15 protein-coding genes, 1 tRNA gene and 1 pseudogene are annotated in these 15,088 nt (G+C 58.7%); 7 read left to right on the top strand and 10 right to left on the bottom strand.

Going from position 1 to position 15,088, the window contains the following annotated elements; genetic code table 11:
- Positions 1 to 52: 52 nt before the first annotated feature.
- The 3 genes from HMPREF2692_RS03045 to HMPREF2692_RS03035 are packed head-to-tail and all read left to right on the top strand — an operon-like array spanning position 53 to position 3,628.
- Complete coding sequence (locus HMPREF2692_RS03045) at positions 53 to 979, top strand: ABC transporter permease (protein ID WP_061920199.1); 927 nt, start codon at positions 53 to 55, stop codon at positions 977 to 979.
- The gene (locus HMPREF2692_RS03040; RefSeq protein ID WP_061920197.1) at positions 972 to 1,931 is read left to right on the top strand and encodes an ABC transporter permease; all 960 of its coding nucleotides are present in this window, start codon (positions 972 to 974) and stop codon (positions 1,929 to 1,931) included. Before HMPREF2692_RS03045 ends, HMPREF2692_RS03040 begins: the two co-directional genes overlap by 8 nt.
- Positions 1,931 to 3,628 carry a dipeptide ABC transporter ATP-binding protein gene (locus HMPREF2692_RS03035; RefSeq protein ID WP_062036154.1) on the top strand — a complete coding sequence of 566 codons (1,698 nt, stop codon included), beginning with the start codon at positions 1,931 to 1,933 and terminating at the stop codon, positions 3,626 to 3,628. The genes HMPREF2692_RS03040 and HMPREF2692_RS03035 overlap by 1 nt, the downstream gene beginning before the upstream one ends.
- Here HMPREF2692_RS03035 and HMPREF2692_RS03030 read toward each other — a convergent pair.
- The 4 genes from HMPREF2692_RS03030 to nth are packed head-to-tail and all read right to left on the bottom strand — an operon-like array spanning position 3,625 to position 6,871.
- On the bottom strand, positions 3,625 to 4,821 hold the full coding sequence (locus HMPREF2692_RS03030) for a MarP family serine protease (RefSeq protein WP_201040623.1): 1,197 nt from the start codon (positions 4,819 to 4,821) through the stop codon (positions 3,625 to 3,627). The genes HMPREF2692_RS03035 and HMPREF2692_RS03030 overlap by 4 nt on opposite strands.
- 58 nt (positions 4,822 to 4,879) lie before the next feature.
- Complete coding sequence (locus HMPREF2692_RS03025) at positions 4,880 to 5,587, bottom strand: NUDIX hydrolase (protein WP_061920192.1); 708 nt, start codon at positions 5,585 to 5,587, stop codon at positions 4,880 to 4,882.
- Entirely contained in the window at positions 5,584 to 6,198 is a 615-nt protein-coding gene (locus HMPREF2692_RS03020) for a TlpA family protein disulfide reductase (protein WP_070587206.1), read from the bottom strand. Before HMPREF2692_RS03020 ends, HMPREF2692_RS03025 begins: the two co-directional genes overlap by 4 nt.
- A 19-nt stretch (positions 6,199 to 6,217) precedes the next feature.
- Positions 6,218 to 6,871, bottom strand: a complete 654-nt coding sequence (gene nth / locus HMPREF2692_RS03015) for an endonuclease III (RefSeq protein WP_070587204.1) — start codon at positions 6,869 to 6,871, stop codon at positions 6,218 to 6,220.
- Positions 6,872 to 7,210: 339 nt separating this feature from the next.
- Here nth and glxR point away from each other — a divergent pair, with 339 nt between their 5' ends.
- Positions 7,211 to 7,894 carry a CRP-like cAMP-activated global transcriptional regulator GlxR gene (gene glxR, locus HMPREF2692_RS03010; protein WP_061920186.1) on the top strand — a complete coding sequence of 228 codons (684 nt, stop codon included), beginning with the start codon at positions 7,211 to 7,213 and terminating at the stop codon, positions 7,892 to 7,894.
- 101 nt (positions 7,895 to 7,995) lie between these two features.
- On the opposite strand, the gene HMPREF2692_RS03005 is transcribed toward glxR, so the two are convergent.
- The 4 genes from HMPREF2692_RS03005 to HMPREF2692_RS02995 are packed head-to-tail and all read right to left on the bottom strand — an operon-like array spanning position 7,996 to position 9,827.
- Positions 7,996 to 8,808: an MBL fold metallo-hydrolase gene (locus HMPREF2692_RS03005; protein ID WP_061920184.1), complete on the bottom strand. Its 813-nt coding sequence runs from the start codon at positions 8,806 to 8,808 to the stop codon at positions 7,996 to 7,998.
- A 19-nt stretch (positions 8,809 to 8,827) separates the two neighbouring features.
- The gene (locus tag HMPREF2692_RS03000) at positions 8,828 to 9,286 is read right to left on the bottom strand and encodes a RidA family protein (RefSeq protein ID WP_070587202.1); all 459 of its coding nucleotides are present in this window, start codon (positions 9,284 to 9,286) and stop codon (positions 8,828 to 8,830) included.
- Positions 9,286 to 9,444 carry a Sp36 family protein gene (locus HMPREF2692_RS12910; RefSeq protein WP_086892235.1) on the bottom strand — a complete coding sequence of 53 codons (159 nt, stop codon included), beginning with the start codon at positions 9,442 to 9,444 and terminating at the stop codon, positions 9,286 to 9,288. The genes HMPREF2692_RS03000 and HMPREF2692_RS12910 overlap by 1 nt, the downstream gene beginning before the upstream one ends.
- A 59-nt stretch (positions 9,445 to 9,503) precedes the next feature.
- Complete coding sequence (locus HMPREF2692_RS02995; protein WP_061920180.1) at positions 9,504 to 9,827, bottom strand: WhiB family transcriptional regulator; 324 nt, start codon at positions 9,825 to 9,827, stop codon at positions 9,504 to 9,506.
- Positions 9,828 to 10,050: 223 nt separating this feature from the next.
- On the opposite strand from HMPREF2692_RS02995, the gene HMPREF2692_RS02990 reads away from it, so the two are divergent.
- A complete protein-coding gene (locus HMPREF2692_RS02990; protein WP_070822715.1) occupies positions 10,051 to 12,498 on the top strand; it encodes a transglycosylase domain-containing protein in 2,448 nt (815 codons plus the stop codon).
- A gap of 109 nt (positions 12,499 to 12,607) precedes the next feature.
- Here HMPREF2692_RS02990 and HMPREF2692_RS02985 read toward each other — a convergent pair whose 3' ends face one another.
- Positions 12,608 to 13,072, bottom strand: coding sequence for a GatB/YqeY domain-containing protein (locus tag HMPREF2692_RS02985; protein WP_061920175.1), 465 nt, complete (start codon positions 13,070 to 13,072; stop codon positions 12,608 to 12,610).
- 51 nt (positions 13,073 to 13,123) lie between these two features.
- On the opposite strand from HMPREF2692_RS02985, the gene HMPREF2692_RS02980 reads away from it, so the two are divergent.
- On the top strand, positions 13,124 to 13,996 hold the full coding sequence (locus tag HMPREF2692_RS02980) for a metallophosphoesterase (RefSeq protein WP_371326276.1): 873 nt from the start codon (positions 13,124 to 13,126) through the stop codon (positions 13,994 to 13,996).
- 101 nt (positions 13,997 to 14,097) lie between these two features.
- Positions 14,098 to 14,174: transfer RNA gene (locus HMPREF2692_RS02975), tRNA-Pro, on the top strand.
- A gap of 220 nt (positions 14,175 to 14,394) precedes the next feature.
- Here HMPREF2692_RS02975 and HMPREF2692_RS02970 read toward each other — a convergent pair.
- Positions 14,395 to 15,088 (bottom strand): annotated as a pseudogene (locus tag HMPREF2692_RS02970) (hypothetical protein); the annotation flags it as partial.

The raw sequence follows: 15,088 nt of genomic DNA, 5'->3' as shown, positions 1-15,088 counted from the left end.
GTTCCACGCGGCGTCGGCAAGCGAATGTACACAACTAGTAAAGGACGACACTATGTTGCGCTATATCGGGCGACGAGTGCTCCAGATGATCCCGGTGTTCTTCGGAGCCACCCTGCTCATCTACGCACTGGTTTTCTTGATGCCCGGTGACCCGGTCGAAGCCCTCGGCGGCGACCGCGGCCTCACCGAGGCAGCTCGCGCCAGGATCGAGGCGGAATACAACCTCGACAAGCCATTCATTGTCCAGTACCTGCTCTACATCAAGGGCATCTTCATGCTGGACTTCGGCACGACCTTCTCCGGCGTCCCGGTCACTCAGGTCATGGCTAATGCCTTCCCCGTCACGGTGAAGCTGACGCTCATGGCCATCGTCTTCGAGACGGTCTTCGGCATTCTCTTCGGCGTCATCGCCGGCATGCGCCGCGGCGGTTTCTTTGATTCCACCGTCTTGGTCGTGTCCCTCTTGGTTATCGCCGTTCCTTCCTTCGTCATTGGCTTCGTCTTCCAGTACCTCATCGGTATTAAATGGCAGCTGCTGCCCGTAACCGTCGGCGCTAAGGCTTCCTTCGAAGCCCTGCTCATGCCGGCCATCGTCCTGGGTGCGCTGTCCCTGGCATACGTCATCCGCCTGACACGTCAGTCTGTGGCCGAGAACCTACGCGCTGACTACGTACGCACCGCGCGCGCAAAAGGTCTTTCCAGCGGGGCTGTTACCCGCCGACACGTGCTGCGCAACTCGCTTATCCCCGTTGCCACCTTCATCGGCGCCGACATCGGTGCGCTGATGACCGGCGCCATCGTCACCGAAGGAATCTTCGGCATCAACGGCGTCGGCGGCACCATGTACCAAGCCATCCTGCGCGGCGAGCCGACCACAATCGTCTCCTTCACCACCGTGCTGGTGATCATCTACATCATCGCCAACCTGCTGGTTGACCTCCTCTACGCAGTACTCGACCCGAGGATCCGCTATGCCTAAACTCGACAAGACCACCCAGTACCCAGGCCAGGAGCACTTCATCTCCGACGTCGACGAGACCGGCCTCGGCGCCGTCGACGCTGTCAAGGATGAATCCGCCCCTTCCTCCCAGTGGGGCGAAGCATGGCGTTACCTGCGCCGCCGCCCATTGTTCTGGGTCGCCGCCGTGATGATCACCTTGGCGATTCTCCTCGCGCTCTTCCCCGGCCTTTTCACCAATACTGACCCGCGTATGTGCGAGCTCTCCAAGTCGCTCGACCCAGCAGAGGCAGGCCACCCATTCGGCTTTAACCGCCAGGGCTGCGATATCTACGCCCGCGTTATCTACGGCGCACGCGCATCCGTGATCGTCGGTGTTTTGACCACCCTCCTCGTGGTCATCATCGGTGCCCTAGTGGGCGCCATAGCCGGCTTCTTCGGCGGTTGGATTGACGCTGTTCTCTCCCGCATCACCGATATCTTCTTCGCCATCCCGCTGGTGTTGGCGGCCATCGTTGTCATGCAGATGTTCAAGGAGCACCGCACCATCATCACTGTGGTTCTCGTACTTGGCTTGTTCGGCTGGGTATCCATCGCCCGCATCACCCGCGGTGCCGTTGTATCCATCAAGAACGAGGAATTCGTCCAATCCGCGCGTTCCATCGGTGCTTCCAACGCCCGCATCCTGTTTAGCCACGTCCTGCCGAACGCTGCGGCTCCGATCATTTCTTATGCCACCGTCGCGCTGGGCACCTACATCGTTGCCGAGGCCACGCTGTCCTTCCTCGGCATCGGCCTGCCCTCCACGTTCGTCTCGTGGGGCGGCGACATCTCTGATGCACAGGCCTCCCTGCGCATGAATCCAGCCGTTTTGTTCTACCCGGCAGGCGCTCTGGGCCTGACCGTTCTGAGCTTCATCATGATGGGCGACGTCGTCCGCGACGCCCTCGACCCGAAGGCAAGGAATCGCTAATGAATAAGCCACTTCTTGAAATGAAGGACGTCCACATCTCCTTCGAGTCCTCCACCGGCACCGTCGAGGCAGTACGTGGCGTCAACATGACCATCTACCCAGGCCAGTCCGTGGCAATCGTGGGCGAGTCCGGTTCCGGTAAGTCCACAACCGCGATGTCCATCCTGGGACTTCTGCCGGGCACCGGCAAGGTGACGAAGGGACAAATCCTCTTCGAGGGTGAGGACATCACCCACTACAACGACAAGCAGTTCGAGGCCCTGCGCGGAAACAAGATCGGCTTGGTTCCGCAGGATCCAATGTCCAACTTGAACCCGGTCTGGCGTATCGGCACCCAGGTCGAAGAGTCGCTGAAGGCTAACAACGTGCTGGAGGGCTCCGAGCGCGAAAAGTGCGTCGTGGAGATCCTGGAGGAAGCAGGGCTTCCCGACGCCGCGCGTCGCGCCAAGCAGTATCCACACGAGTTTTCTGGCGGCATGCGCCAGCGCGCACTCATCGGCATCGGCCTGGCTGCGCGCCCAAAGCTGCTGATTGCCGACGAGCCCACCTCGGCGCTGGACGTGACCGTGCAGAAGACCATCCTGGACCACCTGGGTCACCTCGCTGAAGAGCTGGGCAACGCCGTGCTATTTATTACCCACGACTTGGGCTTGGCGGCAGAACGCGCCGAGCACCTCATCGTGATGCACCGCGGCCGCATCGTGGAGTCTGGTCCTTCGCGCGAGATTCTGCGCGATCCGGAGCACCCATATACCCAGCGTCTGGTTACCGCAGCGCCTTCCTTGGCTTCCTCGCGCATCCGCGCTGCCCAAGAGGCAGGCGTGGAAAGCACAGAGCTCAAGGCCGCGGCTTCGCACAGCGCCAACATCGAAGATGAAGCCGTCATCTCCGTGCGCAACCTGAACAAGGAATTCGATATCCGCGGTCAGCGCGGCGAGAAGAAACTGCTCAAGGCAGTCGACGACGTCTCTTTTGATATCCGTCGCGGCACCACCATGGCACTCGTGGGCGAGTCTGGTTCGGGCAAGTCCACCGTGGCAAACATGGTGCTGGGCCTGCTCTCCCCGACCTCCGGCACCATCGAGTTCGAGGGCAAGGACACCTCGAAGCTGTCCAAGAAGGAGCTTTTCCAGCTGCGCCGCAAGATGCAGGTGGTCTTCCAGAACCCATATGGTTCCTTGGATCCGATGTATTCCATCTACAAGTGCATCGAGGAACCACTCGCGCTGCACAAGGTGGGTAACCGCAAAGAGCGCGAGGCCCGCGTTGCAGAGTTGCTCGACATGGTGGCAATGCCGCGTTCTGCGATGCGCCGCTACCCGAACGAGCTTTCCGGTGGTCAGCGTCAGCGTATCGCGATCGCTCGTGCCTTGGCCCTGCACCCAGAGGTCATTGTTCTCGACGAGGCGGTCTCCGCACTCGACGTGCTGGTCCAAGACCAGATCATCAAGCTCTTGGCGCAGCTGCAGTCCGAGCTCAAGCTGTCTTACCTGTTCATCACCCACGACCTAGCCGTGGTGCGTCAGACTGCCGACGACGTCGTGGTTATGCGCAAAGGCAAGGTCATGGAGGCTGGCACCTCCGAGGCCATCTTCAACAACCCGCAAGAGGAATACACCCGCAACCTCATCAACTCGGTTCCAGGCATGCACTTGGAGATTGGCACGGGCAGCAACTTGGGGCTGACCAAAAGCTAGCTAGCAACGCAGCTGCCGGTGTCTGCCGGGCTCCGCAGCTGCGTGATATCGCCGATGTGGTTTTTTACCTCGTCGGCGGTAAGAGCGTAGCCGGTCTCCGCATCATCCACGGAAGCGCCGAAGACCACGCCCAACACCTGGCCCATGTCATTGACTATCGGGCCACCTGAATTTCCCTGGCGAATGGTGCCGCGCACCGTATAAGCATCACGCTCGACGCGGCCCTTGGAATAGATATCCGGCCCAGCAATGGTGATGCGCTCGCGCACCCGCGCCATGCCGGCGTCGAACGGCCCGGAGTGCGGGAAGCCCATGACCATTACGTCATCGCCGGTATCTGCCGGTTGTTCAGCCCACTCAAGCGGAGCAATTCCCAGGTTCTTGCTGTGCAGCACAGCAATATCGACGTCCGGGTTGTAATAAACCACCTGCGCTTCGCGCAGCCCCAACACGGTATCGAGGTGCACCTTCTCAGTGCCGGCTACCACGTGGGCGTTAGTGATCACGTAATCATCGGCCGCGACGAAGCCGGAACCCATCAAGCGGCGGGAGCAAACCTCTGCGTCGCCAAGCACGTGAATAATTGATGGACGCAGCTGCTCTACCAGCGCAGGATCGTTCACGTCCTGTGGCGGCGCGGCCACCTCGACGGCTGAGTCGGAAGTCTGCCACGGCGAGACCAGCGGCGGCAGGCCGGATTCATTCAGCATCGCCGCGACACCATTCGGCAACGCAGCCAGCTGCGTAGGCGCCACCCCATTAAGCGCCGTCAGAATGCGTGATTCGCGCAAGGCCTTGCCTGGGGTACCGCCCACATTGGAGGCCAAGGGCAGCGAAACCAACCAAATCACAAAGATCGCAGCCACTGCCTGGAAGCCGGCACCGATGAAAGAATCCACGCGCTGCTTTTGCCGGGTCCGCATTCTATCGCGCAAGCGCGCACCGATGCTTGCGCCGATGAGCTGGCCGACGCCCACGAGCAGAATAAGCACGCCGATGGCCAGCAGGAAGCGCAAAGCCGCTTGGTCCGTAAGCTGCATGGCAACGGGGGCCAGCACCGTGCCCAACACAACGCCTGCCACGATGCCCACGAAGGAAAGCACGGCAGAGATAGCTCCTTGGCGCCAGCCCGCCACCAAGGCGAGCAATACGGCGACCATGATCAGGAGGTCTAGGGCGAGGGTCAGGGTCACGGGAGGAAAATCTTTCTTTTTCTATTGTCTAAGAAGAGCCGTAAGTAGCCTGCGAAAGCTAAAACATCTTCTCATTATTCCGGGAGCGGCTTAGTGCGCCGTGCAGATCATGCACGGAATTGTTATCCCATGTGCGCTCCCACCCAGCGTGCTCCAATATTGTTGCCAGAATTCCGGCAGTAAACCCCCACACGAGGTAGTCATTCGTATAAAAGGCCGGGCCATGCCACGGACCGAAGCCCACCAACAAACGATTCTTCGGCTCCGCGAGCTCACGCAATGGATACCAAAACACGTCATCGGTCTCTTCCGGGCTGGCAGCCCAGACCTCGCCCGGGGAGTGCCAGTAGGCCAAGACCGGGCTTACAGGGTTACCCGTTGCACGAATATGCAACTGCTCCCACACTTCCAGGGCAGTCACACTCGCGCGCTCCAGCCCGGTTTCTTCCCAGGCCTCGCGTAGTGCAACGTCGACAAGCGTGGCGTCTTCTGGGTCCCGCCGTCCGCCAGGGAAAGCAATTTGGCCTGAATGAGAGCGCATGGTGGGCGAACGGTGTGTGAGCAGCACTTCCCCATCCTTAAAACTAGAGCCTTTGAACAGGACCAAAACGGCAGACTCACGCCGCACCGGTGGTGTGGTTTGGGTAAAGCGATCCGCATCCCGGTTGCCGATTCGCTCCTGCACCGCCCGCGCATCCACGCCTAAGGCAGGACGCAGCCACCCCGGCGCTCGTTCTGGAAAGACCGTGCGTTCCCGCGTGCTCATCGCAGGGCCTCCTCCACGGCCTTCTCCAGCTCTTCCTCCGACTTAAAAGGCTTGACGTACTGCTTTTTCACCTCGCCCTTATAGGCCACGACGGTGACCGGGATGACGCCGGGAAGACCCAGGGTGCCGGCGAAGGAATTATCGGAGTCTTGGTAGCTTGCGAGATTCACGCCGAGGTCTTCCAAAAAGGCCGCGCCATTTGCTGCATTCTTATCCGCATGCACTCCCACGACGGACCATTCGGGATGCTCATCCGCAATCTGGCGCACATACGGCAGCTCAGCTCGGCAAGGCTCGCACCACCAGGCCCAGACGTTGATGACCTGCACATCCTTTGCCTTCCCCTTGGCCTGCGCGCCCAAGCACTCAAGTTCTACTCCGGCGACCGGCCCTTCCGGACACGCTGGGCGCTTGGCGACGTCCGCGTTCGCGCCAACACCCGCAGTAGCGCTCTGGTCCGCGCCTTGGGCCGCATTCTGGGAACTGTTTGAGGCACTGTTTGCGGAATCCTGGCCTGTGCCCAAAAGGCTGCGTGCTCCGACAAAGGCCACCAAGGCAACAAGCACTGCTGCGATGAGCGAACCGATGACATAAACGTTGGGCCTGTTCATGCGCAATACCTTACTGCCCCTACCGGACATCAGGAGGTGCGGCGCCCGTAGAACACAAATGACGCACTACACAGGCACCGCATTGCGGGGAACGCGCATGGCAAACACGGCGGCCATGGAAGATGATGCGATGCGAAAACATCGTCCATTCTTCCTCATGCAGCAGCTGGGCTATGTCCTTTTCAATCTGCAGCGGCGTCTTGGATTCGCTCAAAGCCATGCGCTGCATGAGCCTTCCGAAGTGGGTATCTACAGTAATCCCCGGCAGCCCAAAGGCGTTGCCACGTACCACCAGCGCAGTCTTGCGGCCCACGCCGGGCAAAGAGGTCAGCTCCTTAATTCCGGTGGGGACCTGCCCATCGAAATCGGCCATGATTTTCTCGCCGATGCCCAGCAAGTGCCCCGCCTTCGCGCGCTGAAAGCCCAGCGGGCGCAAAATAGCCTCCAGGTCGGCCCTTCGGGCCGCGGCATAATGCGCGGCAGAGGGATACTCTTCAAAAAGCTCCGGGGTAACCTGGTTGACCCTGGCATCGGTGCATTGTGCCGAGAGCACCGTGGCTACGAGCAGCTCTAGGGGATTGCGAAAATCTAGTTCGCATTCGGCGTCGGGGTACTCCGTTGCTAGCAGCTCATTGATGCGCGATGCACGGCTAGCGGGCGATGAGTCAGACATCTTTCTTACCTTAGTAGAATGGCGGGCATGGTCTCACTGGTTATCATCGTGCCCGTCGCCCTCGCACTGTTTGCAATCCTCATGGAAAAGCTTGAGGCGAAGGTCCTCGGAAACTAAGAAATTTCTTCGCATACGCCCCTGACCTCCTCTAAGCTGTGACAATTTTTCACGAGGTTAGATAAAGTGACAAATTACACTGTAGGATGAGATGAGTTACATAGGGGCGCGCGCCTGTATCGCTAGAACACATCTAGGTTTTCGTTACACACGCGTCAAATGCTTGGAAGAGTTCTGAGCATTTCAACACCACTACCCCCCATTGACTTCAAGGAGTAAATCGTGGAAGGCGTACAGGACATTCTTTCTCGCGCTGGCATTTTCCAGGGCGTTGATCCCGTCGCGGTACAGAACCTCATTGAGCAGATGGAAACCGTCCGATTCCCGCGCGGAACCACCATTTTTGATGAAGGCGAGCCCGGTGACCGTCTCTACATCATCACCTCGGGCAAGATTAAGCTGGCCCGCCACGCTCCGGATGGCCGCGAGAACCTGCTGACCGTCATGGGCCCTTCCGATATGTTCGGCGAGCTCTCCATCTTCGATCCAGGCCCACGCACCTCCTCCGCAGTCTGCGTCACCGAGGTGCAGGCAGCCACCATGAACTCCGAGATGCTCAAGCAGTGGGTCGCTGATCACCCTGCCATCGCCCAGCAGTTGCTGCGCGTTCTGGCTCGCCGCCTGCGCCGCACCAACGCGAACCTCGCGGACCTCATCTTCACCGACGTTCCGGGCCGCGTTGCTAAGACCCTGCTGCAGCTGGCTAACCGCTTCGGCGTGCAGGAAGGTGGCGCACTGCGCGTCAACCACGACCTCACCCAGGAAGAGATCGCCCAGCTGGTCGGCGCTTCCCGCGAGACCGTCAACAAGGCTCTAGCTACCTTCGCGCACCGCGGTTGGATCCGCCTCGAAGGCAAGTCCGTCCTCATCGTGGATACCGAGCACCTGGCAAAGCGCGCTCGCTAATAGCCTTAAAACTAAAAGTAATCTCCCAGCTTCCCTATTCAGGAGGCCGGGAGATTATTTTTAGTTTTAGCGGTTTTGTTCAGGCAGTTTATTTGCCCCGCCTACTTGCGCGCAGCTAAGTACTTCAAAGTAGTACGAGTGGACTGCTCAGCTGCATGCCGCAGAACTGGGTCAACGTCGTCATACATCTCATCGACCAAAGTCTTGAGATCAATGTCCTCGCCCAAGCGGCCGTGGATTTCCTTGATCTGCTCAAGACGGTGGTAGCGACGGTCAATGTACTTGCGCGCAACCTGGGAAACATCATCCAAATCTGGGCCGTGGCCAGGCAGCAGCGGGATATCCTTGCCGCGCTCTTCCAGCATGTCCAAGGTCTTCAAGTATTCGCCCAAGTCACCGTCGGTCTCAGACAGCAAGACGGTGTGGCGGCCGGCAATGGTGTCGCCGGTCATGATTCCCTCGAGCTGAGAATCCTTGGCAACTCCAGACCACACAAAGAAAGAGGTGGAATCCGCAGTGTGCCCTGGGGTGTGGACCACCTCTAGCTGCGGGGTGATTCCGTCGACGGTGATAATTTCGCCGTCGACAAGCGCCTCTGCTCCATTGCAGTAGTTCGGGTCGAAAGCGCGGATCGGCGCACCGGTGAGCTGGCGAAGACGCTGCGCACCCGATGCGTGATCATCGTGACGGTGGGTAACCAAAATCAGCGCCACCTCGCCAGCGTTAGCGCTGACAACGTTGAGGTGACCTTCATCTTCTGGGCCCGGATCAACAACGATGGCCCTGGAATCTTCGTTAGCGCGAATGATCCACGTGTTGGTTCCCTCAAGTGCCGTGTAGCTTGGGTTGTCACAAAGAACAACGCCCACGGATTGAGTCACGGGACGCAATTGGCTGTATGCAGGATGCTCCATGATTACTAAGCCTATCCGATCACTTAGAAATTTCTACGATAACTTCAACCTCGACGGGCGAGTTTTTCGGCAAAACGGCCACGCCCACAGCCGAGCGAGCGTGAGTGCCAGCCTCTCCGAATAGCTCTCCGATGAAGTCAGAAGCACCGTTGATAACAGCAGCCTGCTCCACAAAGTCAGGTGCCGAAGCCACGAAACCTACAACCTTGACCACGCGCGAGACGTTGTCTAAGCCAACAACAGAATCGATAGCTGCGAGAGCATTCAGCGCTGCCACCCGGGCGTATTCTTGCGCATCTTCAACAGATACCTCTGCGCCGACCTTGCCGGTGGCAGGCAGATTGCCGTCAATTACAGGCAACTGACCGGAGGTCCACACCTGATCTCCTACGCGAACTGCAGGCACGTAGGAAGCAAGCGGCTTTGCCACCTCAGGCAGTGAATATCCAAGATCGGCTAGGCGCGTGAGATAGCTCATTACTGCTCCACCTCACGCTTGAAGTAAGCCACGACATTTTCCGGATTCATGCCGGGAGTGATGGTAACCAGCTCCCAACCATCTTCACCCCAGGAATCGAGGATCTGCTTGGTCGCGTGAGTCAGTACTGGCGCGGTAGCGTATTCCCATTTAGTCATAGGCCATATTCTACCGGCCTAAGGGCAAAAATGGCGCGTTAACCAACCCTGCGATTTGGTTAAATACCGATGAGTTCGCCGCCCTCAGCTAGGTAGTGTGCCCAGCTGGTGATGTGCGGGTTCTTGCGCAGCAGCGCACGGCGCTGGCGCTCAGTCAGGCCACCCCATACGCCAAATTCCACGCGGTTATCGAGGGCATCGGCACGGCATTCATTGAGCACCGGGCAGTGGCGGCAAATTACAGCAGCCTTACGCTGCTCGGCTCCACGGACAAACAATGCGTCTGGGTCACCGTTACGGCACTTTGCTTGAGTTACCCATTCACCGCGCTCGGTCGCACTTGCAGACTTAGACGCTCCCGTTACCTTCAGGCTTACGGTCATGACTGGGTAGCTCCTTCCTCTACTACCTATTCCGCGGCTTTGGGAATAATTTTTATGAAACCCCATGCAAGCAGCGCAGCCGCTTGTAAGATGTTTCAGATTGCGGAATATTATGTAACAACGGTAAGTGTATTCACACGCGTAAGCACTTGTCTAACACGTCACACTTTAGGGGGGAGTTCATTCTTCCCCGCTCACAGTTTCACCACGTAGGGTGTTTCTCGTGACTGTCATCAAATCCCTGGGAAAAATTGCCCTCTCCACGGTTCTAGTGGGGGCGCTCATCGCCGTAGTAATTGCCCCCTTTGCGGGTCTTTCTGGTGTGGCAATTGCCCGTACCAACGACACCATGCAGTCCGATCTGCAAGATCTCACTGCTGGCGACGCCCCGGGCGTATCCACGATTTTGGACGCCAAAGGCAACAGCCTGGCCTATATATATGAGCAGCGTCGCCACCCTGTTAGCGCCGAGAAGATTTCCAAGCCGATGAAGCAGGCAATCGTCGCAATCGAGGACCGCCGGTTCTACGAGCACGAGGGCGTTGACTTCCAAGGCAATTTCCGTGCCCTTTGGAGCAACTTGGCTTCCGGCGGCGTCTCCCAGGGCGCTTCAACTTTGAACCAGCAATATGTAAAGAACTACCTGCTGCTGGTCAATGCCAAAACGGAGGAAGAACGCGCCGCCGCCATCGAGCAATCGGTACCGCGCAAGCTGCGTGAGATGCGCATGGCAACGGACCTCGATAAGAAGCTGGACAAGGAAGAAATCCTCAGCAATTACCTGAACCTCGTCCCCTTCGGCAATCACGCCTACGGCGTCGAGGCCGCTGCGCGCACCTATTTTGGCACCCATGCTTCTGAACTCACTGTGCCACAGGCAGCGATGCTGGCCGGCATGGTCCAATCCTCTGAGTACCTCAACCCCTTTACCAATAAGGACGAGGTGCTCTCGCGCCGCAACCTCGTGCTGCAGTCCATGGCAGATAGCGGTTCCATCACCCAGGCAGAGGCCGATAAGTACGCCCAGCAAGATCTCGGCGTACTCGATAAGCCTTCCCTGCTTCCTAACGGTTGCATCAGCGCCAAGGATCGTGGCTTCTTCTGCGATTACGTCATCGAATACCTAGAAGAAAAGGGCATCTCCCGCGAGCAGCTCGCCCGCGGCGGCTACACCATCCGCACCACGCTGAACCCGGACGTACAAGACCAAGCACTCAATGCGGTGCGCTCTCAGACAGACCCCAATACACCCGGTGTCGCCGAGGTAATGAACGTGGTCGAGCCCAGCAAGTCCAACCGCCCAGTGCTCGCCATGGTCTCCTCCCGCACCTATGGTCTGGACCTCGACAAGAACGAAACCATGCTCCCGCAGCCGCACTCCCTAGTGGGCAACGGCGCCGGCTCGGTCTTCAAGGTCTTTACCGCCGCTGCCGCTCTGGAGTCTGGTTATGGCATCAAAAATCAGCTCGATGTCCCAACTCGCTACGAAGCAGAGGGCTTGGGCTCCGGCGGTGCCGCGGGCTGCCCACCTAACCGCTATTGCGTGGAAAACGCCGGCAACTACGCCGCGACCATGACGATGCAGGATGCCTTGGCGTTCTCGCCGAATACGACCTTCATCAAGCTCATCGAGCAGGTCGGTGTGGAGCACGTAGTAGATATGTCCGTAAAACTGGGCCTGCGTTCCTATGGCGAAAAAGGCAGCTACGACAAGGACACCTCGATCGCCCAACACATCAAGGAATCCAACCTGGGTTCTTACACGCTTGGACCGACTGCCGTAGATCCGCTGGAGCTGGCTAACGTCGGCGCCACCTTGGCCTCGGAGGGCATGTGGTGTGAGCCTAACCCGATCAGCAAGATCACGGACAAGGACGGCAACGAGGTCTACCTCAAGGTTCCGAATTGCGAGCGCGCCGTCAACAAGGACATCGCCAATACGCTGACCAACAACATGACGGCCGATACCGAAAAGGGCACTGCCTCTGCCTCCGCACAGATGATGGGCTTTAACGGCAAGGCTGCGGCAAAGACTGGTACTACAGAGTCCAATCAGTCCTCCGCATTCCTGGGCTTTAACTCCGCTATATCTGCCGCTCCTTATATCTACAACGACGGTACCAACACCTCCTCACTGTGTACCAGCCCGGTGCGCCAGTGTGGTTACGGCGATCTCTTCGGCGGCCTTGAGCCCGCGCGTTCCTTCTACTCAATGGCCTCTAGCATTCCGGCCGCAGCACAGGGCACGGTTCCGAATTACAACAAGGCTTATGACGAGGGCAAGGTCAATTCGCTCTTCGACAGCCTCCGCGGCAAGTCCGAAAGCGAGGCTCGCTCCAAGCTAGAGGCCGAGGGCTATGAGGTAAAGGTCTCGCAAGTACAGGGCAACGGCGTGCCTTATGGCCGCGTGGTCCGCGCGATTACTGGGCCAAGGGGCCTCAAGAAGGGTGCGGAGGTCACTTTGCAGCTTTCCGACGGCACTTCTGCCGCACCTCCGCCTTCCTCCAACGGTAGCGGCCAAGGCGCCGAAGCAGCACGGACCGGCACCGGCGGTGCCAACTCGGCCCCTTCCGGCGATCAGCAACAGCAGCAACCCGCGCCGGAGCCGCTCATCCGCCAGGAAGACATCGACGCCGTCGCTAACGACATCCGCAGCTTCTTCGGCCTCTAGCTTCTAGAGAAGCTAGAGGGCATAAAAAATACCGCTCTATGTATTTAAGGCACTCCGATCGCGGAGATTGAACGCCTTATTTGCATAGAGCGGTACGCGTTTTTAGGGCTTAAGACAGCTTTGCCTTTACAGCTGCGGAAAGGCGCTTGCCATCAGCGCGGCCAGCGGCCTTCGCGGTGGCAACCTTCATCACATTGCCCATCTGCTTGATGGTTACGGTCTCACCGGTTTCTGCTTCTACCTCAGCGATGGCCTCGCCGACGAGGGTGTCCAGCTCGGCGTCGTCAAGCTGCTCTGGCTGGTAGGCCTCGAAGTAAGGGACGTCGGCAAGCTCGGCGTCGGCCAGCTCCTGGCGGCCATTTTCTGCGTATACCTCAGCGGACTCGCGGCGCTTCTTGATTTCGCGTGCGATGACCTTGAGTACGTCTTCATCGGTTAGTTCATGGCGTGCGCCATTGGTTTCTTCTGCCTGAATTGCAGCGAGCAGGGCGCGGATAGCGCTGGTGCGCTCCTTCTCGCGGGCCTTCATTGCGGTCTTCAGATCTCCACGAATGGTTTCTTTAAGCTGGCTCATGTACTTCAATCTACGCCAGGTAGGCTTGATTAGGTGAAGATTCTCCCGATTATGGGCGGCATTGCCGCCGCTGGCCTTGGCACCCTGGCGTGGGGTTACACCGAACTGACCAAGTTTGAGCTGAAAGAGTACACGCTGCCGCTGCTGCCTGCGGGCACTTTGCGCGGTGAGGAAGAGTTCCGCATCCTCCATGTCTCGGATCTGCACATGATTCCGGGGCAAGAAGCAAAAATTGAGTGGGTTGCGGCGCTGGATAAGCTGAATCCCGATTTGGTGGTCAACACCGGCGACAACCTGTCGGACCAGGGCGGCGTGCCCGATACGCTGCGCGCCCTCGGCCCGCTGCTGAACCGACCAGGCCTGTTCGTCTTCGGCACCAACGACTATTGGGCGCCGCGTCCGGTCAACCCATTCAAGTACCTGTTGGGCCGCAAGCGTGAGCCTTCCTACGTTGACCTGCCATGGAAGGGCATGCGTGCGGCATTCATTGAGCGTGGCTGGCACGACGCCAACCAGGCTCGCGTGGAATTCAAGGTGGGCGACGTCAAGCTCGCCGTTGCTGGCGTGGATGATCCGCACCACGACCTTGATGACTATTCAGAGATCGCCGGCGCCCCCAACCCGGATGCGGACCTGGCATTGGCACTGCTCCACGCCCCTGAGCCGCGCGTACTTGAGCAATTCGCTGCCGACGGCTACCAGCTTTCCCTATCCGGCCACACCCATGGCGGCCAGATCTGTCTGCCGGGCTCCCGCGCACTGGTCACTAACTGCGGAATCGACCGCGCTCGTGTCCAGGGTCTGCATGACTTCGGCCCGATGAAGATGCACGTTTCCAACGGCCTCGGCACCTCGAAGTTTGCCCCTGTGCGCATCTTCTGCCGACCTTCCGCGACGCTGCTGCGCATCACCGAAGCCAACTAGCGCCGCATCCTGGCCACAGGCTAGAGTCCCCGCTCATCTGGCGTTTTGTTGTTCACCCTCAGGCTGCGTTAAAGTATTCGGGTACCGCTTAAGACGGTTTCCGGGATATGGCGCAGCTTGGTAGCGCGCTTCGTTCGGGACGAAGAGGTCGCAGGTTCAAATCCTGTTATCCCGACCAATACAATCGACGGTTTTGCGAATCTAGCTTAAATCGTTTGCGAAACTGCCTCCGATAGATAAACCCACCGCTTCTATGCGGTGGGTTTAGTCGTTTTCGCTGTGATCCAGGCGGTAACCAATAAGAAACACAACATGGTTCGTCCCCTCTAAAACGACTAATAGCCCGGAACCCTATATCGGTTTTCCGAGCTAACTGTGTGATAAGTATTCAGTTGGTCTTAGGCAACATGCTGCGCAGGCGGCGCGTTCGGGTGCGCGCCAGCGAGCACCGGATCGCGCGGCGGTACAGGTTTACCAGAGTCAGGAGGCGGAGTCTTTTCATCCCGATCCACCCGGCCAAGAAAACGCCGAATCATAGATACATTGGCCGCGACCACACCAAGAGCTGTATAGAAGAAGGCCGCAGCAAAACCGCGTACAGGTCTTCTCGTATGGTCACCAATAGCAGCACCACCACGATTGTTCTTTACATAGTCGTTGCGGGTTTCAATCACATTGCGCCACGTGCCATACACCTTCTTCCATTCCGGTGTCTTAAAAGCAGGGCCAGTTTGGCGGTAGCGCATTCCCTCCTTATTCGGGATGGTTACCGAGACCTTATTGGTACAGCACTTTCCTTTTGCCTTGCGCGCGGTAGATAGATTTGGCCCGGAGATGGAGGGTAGTCCTCTGTCTCTCGCGTCCTGGCGCTGACTCTTTTCCACCAAGGGACATGCCAGTGTCTTTCCTTTACCTCGTCCCGGACACATAAACATCTGGCTCTCACCGGAGAGCTTCTTGCCTTTTCTCCGCATGGCAAAGGCGCGGCGCTCGTTGATCCGCTGGTTGTAGGTGGCCTCATCAATACGTCCGGCATAGAAGTCTTCGGTGGCTTCCACCTGAAGCGTCCTGGGTTTAGTTCCGCTTCTTTTA

Origin of the sequence: Corynebacterium sp. HMSC036D03 (assembly GCF_001836185.1) — a bacterium.
Taxonomy (GTDB): Bacteria; Actinomycetota; Actinomycetes; order Mycobacteriales; family Mycobacteriaceae; genus Corynebacterium; species Corynebacterium simulans.
Note: the sequence above shows the minus strand (reverse complement) of the source record. Positions and strands in the feature narration are given on the sequence as shown.

Coding starts and splice junctions, on each gene's coding strand:
- HMPREF2692_RS02985 (WP_061920175.1), bottom strand. CDS start 13,072: ATGAGCCAGCTTAAAGAAACCATTCGTGGAGATCTGAAGACCGCAATG.
- HMPREF2692_RS03035 (WP_062036154.1), top strand. CDS start 1,931: ATGAATAAGCCACTTCTTGAAATGAAGGACGTCCACATCTCCTTCGAG.
- nth (WP_070587204.1), bottom strand. CDS start 6,871: ATGTCTGACTCATCGCCCGCTAGCCGTGCATCGCGCATCAATGAGCTG.
- HMPREF2692_RS02980 (WP_371326276.1), top strand. CDS start 13,124: ATGGGCGGCATTGCCGCCGCTGGCCTTGGCACCCTGGCGTGGGGTTAC.
- HMPREF2692_RS03045 (WP_061920199.1), top strand. CDS start 53: ATGTTGCGCTATATCGGGCGACGAGTGCTCCAGATGATCCCGGTGTTC.
- HMPREF2692_RS02995 (WP_061920180.1), bottom strand. CDS start 9,827: ATGACCGTAAGCCTGAAGGTAACGGGAGCGTCTAAGTCTGCAAGTGCG.
- HMPREF2692_RS03000 (WP_070587202.1), bottom strand. CDS start 9,286: ATGAGCTATCTCACGCGCCTAGCCGATCTTGGATATTCACTGCCTGAG.
- HMPREF2692_RS03025 (WP_061920192.1), bottom strand. CDS start 5,587: ATGAGCACGCGGGAACGCACGGTCTTTCCAGAACGAGCGCCGGGGTGG.
- HMPREF2692_RS12910 (WP_086892235.1), bottom strand. CDS start 9,444: ATGACTAAATGGGAATACGCTACCGCGCCAGTACTGACTCACGCGACC.
- HMPREF2692_RS03005 (WP_061920184.1), bottom strand. CDS start 8,808: ATGGAGCATCCTGCATACAGCCAATTGCGTCCCGTGACTCAATCCGTG.
- HMPREF2692_RS03020 (WP_070587206.1), bottom strand. CDS start 6,198: ATGAACAGGCCCAACGTTTATGTCATCGGTTCGCTCATCGCAGCAGTG.
- HMPREF2692_RS03040 (WP_061920197.1), top strand. CDS start 972: ATGCCTAAACTCGACAAGACCACCCAGTACCCAGGCCAGGAGCACTTC.